This is a genomic window from Micromonospora sp. DT47, from assembly GCF_049844475.1.
Lineage (GTDB): Bacteria > Actinomycetota > Actinomycetes > Mycobacteriales > Micromonosporaceae > Micromonospora.
In genome coordinates this window covers 135,656-147,846 of sequence record NZ_JBNCLC010000005.1, presented here as the reverse complement: position 1 = coordinate 147,846, position 12,191 = coordinate 135,656, and the positions used below count along the sequence as shown (strand labels likewise).

General features: G+C 71.6%; 11 protein-coding genes. 4 read left to right on the top strand and 7 right to left on the bottom strand.

The window, feature by feature from the left end; genetic code table 11:
• Positions 1-170: 170 nt before the first annotated feature.
• Complete coding sequence (locus tag ACLQ2U_RS09985; protein ID WP_425750284.1) at positions 171-1,709, top strand: hypothetical protein; 1,539 nt, start codon at positions 171-173, stop codon at positions 1,707-1,709.
• Positions 1,710-1,848: 139 nt separating this feature from the next.
• Here the strand turns inward: ACLQ2U_RS09985 and rplI are convergent, their stop codons facing one another.
• From rplI to rpsF, 4 genes are all read right to left on the bottom strand, one after another.
• On the bottom strand, positions 1,849-2,295 hold the full coding sequence (gene rplI, locus ACLQ2U_RS09980; protein WP_425750283.1) for a 50S ribosomal protein L9: 447 nt from the start codon (positions 2,293-2,295) through the stop codon (positions 1,849-1,851).
• Between the two features lie 14 nt (positions 2,296-2,309).
• Positions 2,310-2,549 carry a 30S ribosomal protein S18 gene (gene rpsR / locus ACLQ2U_RS09975; RefSeq protein WP_007073789.1) on the bottom strand — a complete coding sequence of 80 codons (240 nt, stop codon included), beginning with the start codon at positions 2,547-2,549 and terminating at the stop codon, positions 2,310-2,312.
• Positions 2,550-2,590: 41 nt separating this feature from the next.
• Entirely contained in the window at positions 2,591-3,127 is a 537-nt protein-coding gene (locus tag ACLQ2U_RS09970; protein WP_425750282.1) for a single-stranded DNA-binding protein, read from the bottom strand.
• 80 nt (positions 3,128-3,207) lie between these two features.
• Positions 3,208-3,498, bottom strand: a complete 291-nt coding sequence (gene rpsF, locus ACLQ2U_RS09965; RefSeq protein ID WP_067301247.1) for a 30S ribosomal protein S6 — start codon at positions 3,496-3,498, stop codon at positions 3,208-3,210.
• A 625-nt stretch (positions 3,499-4,123) separates the two neighbouring features.
• On the opposite strand from rpsF, the gene ACLQ2U_RS09960 reads away from it, so the two are divergent.
• Together ACLQ2U_RS09960 and ACLQ2U_RS09955 are read left to right on the top strand one after the other, a co-directional pair.
• Complete coding sequence (locus tag ACLQ2U_RS09960; RefSeq protein ID WP_425750281.1) at positions 4,124-4,906, top strand: deoxyribonuclease IV; 783 nt, start codon at positions 4,124-4,126, stop codon at positions 4,904-4,906.
• A gap of 5 nt (positions 4,907-4,911) precedes the next feature.
• Positions 4,912-6,888 carry a hypothetical protein gene (locus ACLQ2U_RS09955; RefSeq protein WP_425750280.1) on the top strand — a complete coding sequence of 659 codons (1,977 nt, stop codon included), beginning with the start codon at positions 4,912-4,914 and terminating at the stop codon, positions 6,886-6,888.
• A gap of 120 nt (positions 6,889-7,008) precedes the next feature.
• Here the strand turns inward: ACLQ2U_RS09955 and ACLQ2U_RS09950 are convergent, their stop codons facing one another.
• Entirely contained in the window at positions 7,009-8,508 is a 1,500-nt protein-coding gene (locus ACLQ2U_RS09950; RefSeq protein WP_425750279.1) for a glycosyltransferase family 87 protein, read from the bottom strand.
• A gap of 106 nt (positions 8,509-8,614) precedes the next feature.
• Positions 8,615-11,074: a transglycosylase domain-containing protein gene (locus tag ACLQ2U_RS09945; RefSeq protein ID WP_425750278.1), complete on the bottom strand. Its 2,460-nt coding sequence runs from the start codon at positions 11,072-11,074 to the stop codon at positions 8,615-8,617.
• A gap of 22 nt (positions 11,075-11,096) precedes the next feature.
• On the opposite strand from ACLQ2U_RS09945, the gene ACLQ2U_RS09940 reads away from it, so the two are divergent.
• A complete protein-coding gene (locus tag ACLQ2U_RS09940; RefSeq protein WP_425750277.1) occupies positions 11,097-11,504 on the top strand; it encodes a hypothetical protein in 408 nt (135 codons plus the stop codon).
• A gap of 139 nt (positions 11,505-11,643) precedes the next feature.
• On the opposite strand, the gene ACLQ2U_RS09935 is transcribed toward ACLQ2U_RS09940, so the two are convergent.
• Positions 11,644-12,102 (bottom strand): DUF5318 domain-containing protein, encoded by a 459-nt coding sequence (locus ACLQ2U_RS09935; RefSeq protein ID WP_425750276.1) that lies wholly within the window; start codon positions 12,100-12,102, stop codon positions 11,644-11,646.
• Between the last annotated feature and the right edge of the window lie 89 nt (positions 12,103-12,191).

Sequence of the window (12,191 nt, the reverse complement as noted above, 5' to 3'; positions counted from 1 at the left end):
TTGGGGAATTTCGACCGGACCGGCTCTGACCTGCGAAGACACGATCCCCAGCCTGTGGACGAGAATTTTCCGGTAAGGCTGGAGGGACGGTTTTCCCGTACTATCTCCTGCGAACGGCTACACCTGGACAGCGGATTGCACTTTCGGTTGAGAAGGGTCACGCTCCGGCCGTGAGTTACCGGGACTGGGAGCGCGGGGAGGGCAGCCCGCGCGAGCGTCAGCCGATCGCTCCGTGGGACGACCTCGGCGAGCCGGTCCCGGCCGATCCGTACGCCTCCGGGCTGGACCGGTGGCGGACGCCGAGCCGTCGGCGGGCGGTCGAGCGCGGCCAGCAGGAGCCGGTCGACGCCTACCTGCCGCGCTGGGCGGTGGAGTCCGGGATCGCGCACGCCGACGGCCGGGGGCGGCACGCCGCACCGGATGACGACGAGGATGACAAGGTGGGCCGCCGCGCGGCCCGCTGGCGGCAGGAGAGCGAGCGCGGCGGGTTGCCGGCGATCGGTACCGCGCCCGAGTCGGACCACACCCGGGAGTGGACCTTCGACCGCCCCCAGGAGCAGGGGTACGTCGGCAGCCGGCGGGCCGAGCCCGTCGAGGACGAGCCGGTCTCCGGGGTGATGCCGACGAGCCGCCCGCGGCGCTCCGCGTCCCGTCGTCCCCAGGTGATCTGGTCGGGTGTGGAGGAGTCCGACGTCGATTCCGCGACGCCCGCCTACCGGGAAGCGGAACGGCCGACCCGGCGCTCCCGGCGTGCCGTCGCGGATTCCTCCTGGTCGCGTCCTGCTGCCGATCCGTGGAGCCGCACAGCCGGACCGGCCGCGGAGCCGGAGCCGGAGTACCGGCCCGCGGTGGACCCGTGGGACGCCTCCGGCGTGCATACCTGGCAGGGCGCGGGTTCCGACGGCCGGTGGGACCGGGCCGCCGGCACGGGGCGCCGGGACCAGGACCAGGACGAGAGCACCGGTCAGTGGGACCGGTTCACCGACGTCGGCCAGTGGGGTGGGGCCGTCGAGGCCGGGCGGCGGGACCGGGCCGACGTCGGTCGCTGGGACCGGACGGAACCGCCACGGTCGGCGGAGCCGGCGGCCGGGGAGGGCTGGCCCTGGTCGGAGCAGCCCGAGGGTTTCTGGTCGGGGACCCGCCTGGCCGGGGACGATCCGAGGTGGATGGAGGTGCCGCCGTCGGCGCCGCGCTCACCGGTGGTCGCCTACAGCGCCCCGCGCCCGCGTACGGCACCCCGGCGGACGGAGCCGGTCGACCCCGGCCATACGGCGGGTTCCTCGTCGTTGCGCGATCGGGTCGGGTCGGTGGGCGGCGGGGTGTGGAGCCGCCGACTCGAGGACGACCTGCTGGATCCGGATCCCGGTGGTCCGCTCCGCCCGCTGATCTACACCGCGGCGTGCTATCTGGTGCCGGCGGTGCTGGTCTTCGTGTTCCTGTTGACCCTGAGCGGCCAGGCGCCGGCGGGGTGTGTCACGGACATCAGCGGCGGCGGGTGCGATTCGCCGCGGGCGCACGCGTTCGGCTCGCTCGTCGCGGGCGCGCCGCGGTTCGGGTTGGCGCTGCTGAGCAGCCTGGTGGTCGCGGTGCTGCTGCGCCGGGTCGGGACGACCTGGCGGTCGACGACGGTGGCGTTGGCCGCGGCGGTGGTGGGGGGCGGCCTCTCCACCGTGATGATCAGCGCGGTGACCGGTCAGCCGATCGGCTGACCGCCGGGCACCGGCACCCGTCCCGGCCTCGGGCGGGCCGGGTCCGTCGGAGCGTCCCGGGTGCCCGCGGCCAGGCCGTCGGATACGGGAAGGGCCCGCACCGGAGTCCGGTGCGGGCCCTTCCGTCGTGCGGTGGGTGTCAGCCCTGGACGACGTTGAGGTCGAACTTGGCGGTCACCTCGGGGTGCAGCTTGATCCGCACCGGGTAGGAGCCGGTCGACTTGACGTGACCGGGCAGCTCCAGCCGACGACGGTCCAGAGCCGGACCGCCGGCCGCCTTGACGGCGTCGACGATCTCGGCCGGGGTGACCGAGCCGAAGAGCCGACCTCCCTCGCCGGCGCGGGCCTTCAGGCTGACCTCGAGACCCTCGAGCTGGGCCTTGACCTCGTTGGCGTGGTCGAGGTCGCGGATCTCGCGGGCCGAGCGGGCCCGCTTGATGACCGTGACCTGCTTCTCCGCACCCTTGGTCCAGGTGATCGCGAAGCCCTGCGGCAGCAGGTAGTTACGGCCGTAGCCGTTCTTGACCTCGACGATGTCACCCGGGGCACCGAGGCCGGACACCTCCTGAGTCAGGATGATCTTCATATCGGTGCCCCCTCTCAGCGGGCCGTGGCGGTGTACGGCAGGAGCGCCATCTCACGGGCGTTCTTGACCGCACGGGCGATCTGCCGCTGCTGCTGCGAGGTCACGCCGGTCACCCGCCGAGCGCGGATCTTGCCGCGGTCGGAGATGAACTTGCGCAGCAGCGCGGTGTCCTTGTAATCGATATAGGTGATCCCGTCCTTGTCGAGCGGGTTCACCTTCTTCTTCGGCTTGCGAAGTGCCGCAGCCTTGGCCATTGACCTTGCTCCTGGTTTGCGATCGCGGGCGCTCGGCGCCATTAGAACGGAGGCTCCTCGTCGAAGTTGCCGCCCGAACCGGCACGCGCGGGAGAAGGTGCGGCAGAAGCCCACGGGTCGTCGAAGTTGCCTCCGCCGCCCTGGCCACCACCGCCGCCGGAACCGAAGCCGCCGCCACCGCCACCGCCACCGGAGCGGGACATCTTCTGCACCTTCGCCGTGGCGTAGCGCAGCGACGGGCCGATCTCGTCGACCTCGAGCTCGATGACGGTGCGCTTCTCACCCTCGCGCGTCTCGTACGACCGCTGACGCAGTCGGCCCGAGACGATCACACGGGCGCCCCGCTGGAGCGACTCGGCGACGTGCTCCGCCGCCTGCCGCCACACGGTGCAGGCCAGGAAGAGCGGCTCGCCGTCCTTCCACTCGTTGGTGGTCTTGTCCATGAACCGGGGCGTCGAAGCGACCCGGAACTTGGCGACCGCCGCACCGGACGGGGTGAACCGCAACTCGGGGTCATCGGTCAGGTTGCCGATGACCGTGATGGTGGTGTCTCCTGCCATGACCATCTCCTCGCGCACTCATCAGTTCTGCCGTACAGGCTCTCAGAGCCGTACGACAGCGCCGATGAGGCTGATCCGGGCGAAACGGGGTTGAATGCTTAGCGCATCTCCGGCCGGATGACCTTGGTGCGCAGCACGGACTCGTTGAGCCGCAGCTGACGGTCCAGCTCGGCCACCGCCTCAGGCGTCGCCTGCAGGTCGATGACGGCGTAGATGCCCTCGGCCTTTTTGTTGATCTCGTACGCGAGGCGCCGGCGGCCCCACACATCGGTCTTCTCGACCGAGCCACCCGCGGTCCGAATCACGTTCAGGTACGTGTCGAGCGACGGGGCAACGGTGCGTTCCTCGAGGCTGGAGTCGAGGATCACCATGACTTCGTAATGACGCAAGACGTGCTCACCTCCTATGGGCTTGGCGGCCACGGTCCTTCCGTGGCAGGAGGTCGTGCGTCGTGCCCGCTCCGGGTCGGGGGAACCCGACCGGACGCGGACAACCTGACCAGGATACCCGGTCCAGACGATCATGCCCGGGCAGGTCGGGGCGACCGGCCGGGCGTGACGACAGGGGCCCGCCCCGGCGCCCGAAGGCCGGCGGCGGACCCCTGTCCACGAGGCCGCGGGGCGTCCCGTCCGCATTCCTTGGGTGGGACCTGGGGAGGAACGACCACACCGATGAGGTTGGACCGAGGACGCCCCGCGGAGCTTTTCCTGTTGTTATCCGACGGTACAACGGCACTCGTTGCGCGATGGCCGAAATTAAACTATTAGTCCGAGATTTCTGCCGCTCTCGGCGGGTGCCGACGGGGCGGTGGCCCCCGCCGTGCCGGGCCGCACGACGGGGTGCACCGCTGCGGGACCGGTCCGGCTCGTCCGCAGAACCGGAAGAGCCGGCTGTCGATCCCAACCGGGTCAACGACCACGGGGCCGGCGGGTGACGCGACACCGCCGGACCCGCCGTCGCGACTCCCCGCGACCGTCACCCCCGCCGTCGGGGGCGCGACGTAGGCTCGCCTGCATGCGTATCGGAGCCCATGTCGACCAGACCGACCCGCTGGCGGAGGCGGCCGCCCGCTCCGCCGAGGCGGTGCAGTTCTTCCTCTCCGACCCGCAGGGTTGGAAGGCCCCGAAACCCCGGGAGGACGCGGACCGGCTGCGCGCCGCCGAGGTCGACGTCTACGTCCACGCGCCGTACGTCATCAACGTCGCCACCCTGAACAACCGGATCCGGATCCCCAGCCGCAAGCTCCTGCTCGGGCACGCGACCGCGGCGGCGGAGGTCGGCGCGAAGGGCCTGATCGTGCACGGCGGGCACGTCAACGCGGGCGACGACCTGGCCGTCGGCTTCGACAACTGGCGCAAGACCTTCGCGTACGCGGCGGACTCGGGCGGCTTTCCGCTCCCGGTCCTGATCGAGAACACCGCTGGCGGCGACAACGCCTGCGCCCGGCGACTCGACGCGCTGGCCCGGCTCTGGGACGCCCTCGGCGACTACGAGGTGGGCTTCTGCCTGGACACCTGTCACGCCTACGCCGGCGGCGAGGAGCTGCTCGACCTGGTCGACCGGGTCAAGGCGATCACCGGCCGGATCGACCTGGTGCACGCCAACAACTCCAAGGGCGGGTTCAACTCCGGGCAGGACCGGCACGACAACCTCGACGGCGGCACGATCGATCCGGAGCTGGTGGTGGCGGTGATCCGCGCCGCCGGCGCCCCGGTGATCGTGGAGACGCCCGGCGGCGCGGCCGGTCAGGGTGCGGACATCGCCTTCCTCCGTGGGCAGTTCGGCGTGGGAGCCTGACCCGCATGACGACGAACGCGACCGGCGGCGGCCAGCCGACCGGGCAGGCCGGGAAGTCCGACGACGCCGGGGCCGGCGGCAGCGACGACGCCGGGGCCTCCGACGAGAAGGCCGTGACCGACGGGAAGCGGGCCGGCGCGGACGAGAAGGCCGACGCCGCGAAGGCCGGCGCGGAGAAAGTCGGCGCGGAGAAGGCCAGCGCGGAGCCGGACCCGTGGTCGGCGTTCGCCCCCGCTCCCGAGCCGGTGCCGGGCCGGCCCCGGCGGGCGGCCCGTGCGGTCGGCCGGCTGCTGCGACACGAGTGGACGCTCGCCGCGTTCGGTGCGCTCGCCCTCGCCGTCGCGCTGACCTGGCCGACGCTGCGCTACCCGCTCTACACGCTGCCGCAGGACTACTGGGACCCGAGCCTGCAGTCGTGGCAGATGGCCTGGTCGGGGCACATCCTGCGGACGAACCCGGGCCAGCTGTGGCAGTCGAACACGTTCTTCCCGGAGGCGTACAGCTTCGCCTTCTCCGACACCCTGCTCGGGTACGCCCCGGTCGGCATGATCGGCACCGGCCCGGACGCCGCCGTCCTCCGCTACAACATCATGTTCGTGCTTGCCCACGCGCTGGCCACGTTCGGGGCGTACGTGCTGGCCCGGCAGCTGGGTTCGGGCCGGATCGGCGCCGCGGTGGCCGGGGTCAGCTACACGTACGCCCCGTGGCTGCTCGCCCAGGCCGGTCACCTGCACATCGTCTCCAACGGCGGGATCCCGCTGGCGCTGGCGATGCTGGCCCGGGGGCACGGCTGGTCGCTGCGCCACGGCTACCGCCCGGAGCGGCGGCGGGTGGGCTGGGCGTACGCCGGGTGGCTGGTGGCGGCCTGGCAGCTCAGCCTGGGCTTCGGCATCGGCCTGCCGTTCGCGTACCTGCTCGCCGGCATCGTGCTGGTCGCCACGGTGACCTGGTGCCTGCGACGCTGGGTGGTCCGGCCGGTGCGGCGTCCGTTCGGCGCCCGGCTGCTCGTCGCGGACCTGGTCGGCGGGGCGGTCTTCGCCGCCGTGGGCGCGCTGCTGGCCGTCCCGTACTTCAAGGTCGCCGAGCAGCACCCGAACGCGGAGCGGACGATCGGCGACATCGCCGTCTACTCGCCCCCGGTGAGCGGCTTCTTCACCGCGCCGGCCGAGTCCCGGGTCTGGGGGGCGCTGCACGAGGGAGCGCGGGCGGCGCTGCCCTGGCACCCGGAGATGACGCTGCTGCCGGGCTTCGTGCTCTACGCGCTGGCCGCCGGCGGTCTGTTCTTCTCGGTCTGGCGGCTGCGGCACCGGCTGACGCTGCTCGCCGGCGTGCTGGTCACCATCGCGCTGGGCATGGGCACCCGGTTCCTCGACGGCACCTTCACCTACGTGCCACTCTTCGACCACCTGCCCGGCTGGAACGGGCTGCGGACGCCGGGCCGGATGATGCTCTGGACCACGCTGCTGCTCGGCCTGCTCGCGGCCGGCGCGGTGAGTGCCTTCGCCGAGCGGGTACGCGAGATCTCCGCCGAACGGGTCCCGGCCCGGCCGTCGCCGTGGCTGCGCGCGGCCGCCCTGCTGCCACTGCTGCTGGTCGTGGTGGAGGGCTTGAACACCACGCCGCACCCGGTGGTGCCCGAGCAGCCTGCGGCGATGCGGACCGTGAACGGTCCGATGCTGGTGCTGCCGAGCAGCCAGAACCTGGACCAGCCGGTGATGCTCTGGTCGACCAGCCAGTTCCAGGACGTGGTCAACGGCGGCAGCGGCTTCACCCCGACCCAGCAGGACGATGTGCGCCGGGTGACGCTCTCCTTTCCGGACCGGACCAGCGTCGAATACCTGCGCACCCTGGGGGTGAGCAACGTCGTGGTGCTGCGCGACCAGATCGTCGGCACGCCGTGGGAGGTGACCGTCGACGCGCCGGTGGACCAGCTCGGGATCACTCGCGAGGAGGTCGGCAACGCGGTGGTCTTCCGTCTCTGAGCCGTTCGGGGTGGGGTTTGCGGGGAGCCCGACCGGCTCCGGGCGGTCAGGCTTGATCCCTGCGCCGGTCGGGCTCCCCGCAAACCCTGACCACCCGAGGCCGTCTTGGACTTGCGCGTCTCAGCCGGTGGCGGGAACCGGCTCGGGTTGCGGCGTTCGTCGGCGGTCGGCCAGCCAGGGCGCGTCGGGGGCGCCGTCGAGCACCCCGCCGTCCGGGTCGTCGGCGTAGGTCCGCCGCACCGCGTCCCGCTCGGGGTGCAAAATGTCCCTGACCACCAGTACGCAGAGCAGCACGACCGTGCCGAGCCGCAGGGTGGCGGCCAGCACGAAGACACCCTCGGGGAAGACCGGCCGATTCGTCGCGGCGCCGAGCAGCTCGCCGTAGAAGGCGACGAAGTAGCAGACCTCGGCGAGCTGCCAGGCGAGGAGGGCGCCCCAGCGGGGTCGGGCCAGCACGGCCAGCGGCAGCAGCCAGAGCACGAACTGCTGCGACCAGACCTTGCTGAAGATCAGGAACGCGGCGACCACCAGGAAGGCGAGTTGGGCGAGCCGCGGGCGGCGCGGCGCCCGCAGCGCCAGCGCGGCCACGCCGAGGCAGGCCAGCCCGAAGAGGGCGTACGACAGGTAGTTCAGCGTCGGAATGTTGGCGTTCAACCACTGGAACGGCCCCTGCTCACCGGGGCCGCCCGTGTTCACCTTGCCGTCCAGGTACCGCCCGATGTACCAGAGCGTGCCCCAGTCGATCGGGCGGGTGGTGTTCAGCTCGAAGAAGCGGTTCCAGTTGTCCCAGTAGGGCACCGCGGCCGGCAGGTTCACCGCGACCAGCGCCACCAGTGCGGTGGCGAGCGCGGTCAGCGCGGCGCGCATCCGGTTGGCGCGCAGCGCGAGCACCAGGATCGGCCCGAGCAGGAACAGCGGCCACATCTTCGCCGCGCCGGCCAGGCCGAGCAGCACCCCGGCCACCGCCGGCCGGCGCTTCGCCCAGGCCGCCAGCCCGAAGGCGGCCAAGCCGATGGCGAGGAAGTCCCAGTTGACCGTGGCGGTGAGGAAGAGCGCGGGGGCCAGCGCGAAGAGCGCGGCGTCCCAGGGTCGTCGTCGGCGCAGGGCGAGGATCACCGCGACCGTGGCGACGGCGAGCGCGCCGAGTGTCAACGCGTTCAGGTTGTAGAACCACTGGCCCTGGTTGAGCTGCGGGTCGTCGGCGCCGAGAGCGTGCACCGGCAGCCCGATCGCGCCCATCATGTAACCGGTGAGCACCGGGTACTCCACCGGGTGGTCCCGGTAGGGCACCTTGCCCTCGTTGAGCCCCTCGGCGTAGTAGAGGGCGAGCACGTCGGAATAGCAGAGCCGGGTGTACTGCACGTTGTTCTGCCAGGCACCGTCCTGGCAGGGCGACTTCTGCACCCAGTGCAGGGCCAGGGTCAGGCAGGCCAGCGCCAGCACGATCCGGGCCGCCGTCCAGAATCGCCGTTCCCGGCCGGCGGGGCGGTCGAGCGCGACCGCGTGGTCACCAAGGGGGCCGCCGATCACCTCAGAGACGCCACGGACAAAGCCGTCCGACCGGGACGGGTGGTCGCTGGTCCCGGCGTCGTCGAGGCCGGCCGTCGACTGGGTGCTCATGGAGAGGCATCCTGCCGTACGCCGGGGGGTCCCGTCCCGTCCCGGACCGCAAAAAAGCCGACGGCGGCCGGACACGTGTCCGGCCGCCGTCGGCGGTGTCGCGGTGTTACTCCCGGGTGCGGGGCGACAGGGTCGGCAGGATGCCGCCGCCGTTGCCACCGTTGCCACCGCCGCCCGGCCGCGGGTCGGTCGGGTTGCCGCCGCCGTTGGGGTCCTGCGGGCAGAAGAGGCCGAGCGGGCCGCAGTCCTGCGGCTGCTGCGGGAGCTCGGGAGCCGGCGGCGGCAGGGCCGGGGTGCCGTTGCCGGAGTTCGGGTCGCCGACGTTCGCGGCGGGCGGGAAGTCGAGCTTCTCCTTGCCCTTGAGCGCGTTGTTCATGATGCGCTCCCAGATGTCACCGGGCATCAGCGAGCCGCTGATGTTCTTCCCGTTGTTCATCTTGATGGCTTGCCGCTTGCCCTTGTTGCCCACCCAGACGGCGGTGGCGAGCTGCGGGGTGTAGCCGATCGTCCAGGCGTCGCCGTTCTCCGTCGTGCCTTCCTTGAGCTCCCAGGTGCCGGTCTTGGCGGTCGCCTTGCGGCCGTCGGCGAGCTCGTGGTTGATCTTGGCCGGGTAGCCCTCCAGCACGTTGGTGACGTCGGCGACCACGCCGGGGTCGATCCGCTTCTGCGGCTTGAGCTGCTCGCCGCCCAGCTTCTCCCACTTGCCGGTGTCCTTGTTCTGCTTCTCGGCGGAGACCAGGAAATGGGCCTTGTTGTAGACGCCCTTGTTGGCGAAGGTGGCGATCCCGTTCGCGTGGTCGAGCACGGTGATCGGGTACTGACCGTAGGCGACCACGTGGTAGAAGGGGTCGCCGGCCAGGTCCTTGACGTCCGCCTTGGTGAGGTCGTGCCCCTTCGGCGGGTTCGTGTTCGTCTGCCACATCATGCTGACGCCGGCCCGCTTGGCCACGTCCAGGATCTTGTCCTCACCGATCGCCAGGCTGACGTGGTAGAAGGGCACGTTCAGCGATTTGAGGGTCGATTCCCGCAGCGTGCAGGAGTCTCCACAGCTGGGGTTGTCGGTACCGGCGTTGCTGACCTTGAACTTCACGCCGTCCGGGGTGAACGCCTTGCCCTTCCAGCGCGACTCAATGGACTTGCCCGCCTCGAGGGCCGCCGTCAGGGTGTAGATCTTGAAGCTGGAGCCCGGCGAGTGCCCGCCCGTGATGTTGCCGCTCGCATCGGTGTTCCGGCCGGCGAAGTCGGTACCCGTGCCGTCGTCCCCACCGTAGTAACCGAGCACCCGACCGTTGCGCGGGTCGATCGACACCGCTGCCGCCATCAGGTTCGGCCTCGCGCCGTCCAGCTCCGAGCCCTTGCTGCTGCGCTGGGCGGCGTCGGTGACGGCCTTCTGCACCGTGGGGTCGATGGTGGTCCGGATCCGGTAGCCGCCCTCGCGGAGCATCGTCGAGCAGAGCGGCCTGCGCTCGGTGATCTCCGCCTCGTTGTCGGTGCAGAGCTTCTTCTCCCGCATCTCCGGCACCAGGTAGTTGATCACGTTGCCGATCGGGGTGTTGACCCCGAACTTCACGCCGGCGCTCGACTGCTTCGGGCTCTTCAGCTTCTTCGTCGGGTAGGCGGTGGGGTGCGGCTTCCGGCCGGGCGCGTCGAGCCAGTGCTCGTCGACCATGTTCCTGATGACGTAGTCCCACCGCTCCTTGGCAGCGGTCGGGTTGACCGCCGGGTCGTAGCCCCTGTGGGTGGGGCTCGGCTCCGGCTGCTTGATCAGCGCCGCCAGCACCGCGGCCTCGTCGACGTCGACATTCGAGACCGACTTGCCGAAGTACGCCTGTGCCGCCGCCTCGATCCCGTACGCGTTGCGACCGAAGTAGATCGTGTTGAGGTAGTGCTCCATGATCTGTTCCTTGGTGAACTCGTCATTGAGCTTGGAGGCGACGATCGCCTCCTTCACCTTCCGGGCGTACGAGTCGTCCTGGAGGTTCTCGTAGGCGTTGCGGGCGTACTGCTGGGTGATCGTCGAGGCACCCTGCTTGTCGCCGCCGCTGAGGTTGTTCCACGCGGCCCGGGCGATGCCCTTGTAGTCCACACCGGAGTGCCGGTAGAAGTTCTTGTCCTCCGCCGCGGCCACCGCGTCCCGCATGTGCTGCGGGATCTGGTTGATCGAGACGAAGGTGCGGTTCTGCTCGCCCACCTTGGCGATGACCGTCTTGTTGTTGCTCGCGTAGATGGTGGTGGCGAGCGGCAGGTTGATCTGGTTGGGCAGCACCACGTTGGTCGAGTAGTAGGTGAAGCCGATGACGCCGATGCCGGCCAGCATGATGAAGACCGCGAAGCCGGCGATGAGCATGTTGACCCGCCGGCGCTTCTTCGCCCGCGCCGCCGCCTCCGGACCACCCGGCCCGCGCCTGCCGCCGCGGCCACCGCCACCCGGACCGCCGGGACCACCCGGACCGCCCGGACCGCCCGGACCGCCGGCGTACGACGAGACGCCCGCGCGGGCCACCGTCGCCCGGCCCGCGGAACCGACCGCCGCCGCGCCGACGCCCGCCCGGCCGGCGGAGCCCACGCCGACACTTGCCCGGCCGGCCGTGCCGGGGGCTGGGGAGACCGGCACCGAGGCCCGCCCCGCACCGGCCCGACCGGCCGCCGCGCCCGGCGCCGCCGGGGAGACCGGGACCGAGGCCCGTCCCGCGCCCGCCCGGCCGGCCGAGGCCGACCCGGCCGCGCCCGTTCCGCGCGGCGGCGGCACCGCCGCCGAGGCGCGCCCGGTGGGCGCCGCGCCCTGCGGGCCGACGGAGGCCCGGCCGGCCGACGCCGCGCCACGGGCGTCGCCGGTGGGACGGCGGTACGCGTCGTCCGCCCCCGGTCCGGGGCCACCGTTCGAGCCCGGTACCTGGCCCCGCCCGCGCGGAGAACTGGGATCGCCGTACGAGTTCATTCCTCACACCCTGCCGGTCGCGGTGGGGCGCAGCGGCGCCGCCACCGGGTTGCCGTGAGTTGACACACGTGACGCGGGCCCCCGGAGGGGCCCCGAACGCGTCTCGGTATACGCACTAATCGGGCTAATCGAACCATCGAGCTGTCGGTCGGGGTACCTGTCGACCACGGCACCGAGTTCGACCGGTCCAGCCAGGTTCACCGTTGCGCCTCTCGCCTTCGCCCCTGGGCCGGGCCGGCGCCGGGGGCGGTCATGCCGCCCACCGCGCCCTGCTCCGACCCGTCCTCGGCCAGCCCGTCCCGGCCGAGCAGGAACTGCTCGACGAGTTGGTTCCAGTCACAGCCGAGGCACACCTCCACCACGAAGACCTGGAACTCGCGCAGCGTCATCGCCAACGCGGGCAACTCAGCCAAGGTACGCGCCTGGCCGGCGGACTGCCTGAGTTCGTCTCCGTAAATGTAGTGGACGCGGGTCAGATTCTCGCTCCGGCAGATCGGGCAGCGCTCCTCGGTGGGCTCGCCGTGGAACCGAGCGGCGTTCTTCAGGTACGGCGAGGCGTCGCAGACGTCGTACGCGCCGACCCGGCCGGCCAGGAGCTCACGCAGCACCGCTCGCTTCCGGAGCGAGTAGTCCACCACCTGGCGCTGCGTACGCATGCGGAGAAGGGTACGCGGTCCGGCCGGGCGAGGCGACCACCGTCACGATCAGTGACTGTAGTGGCGCGGAATGAGGGTTTGCCCTGATG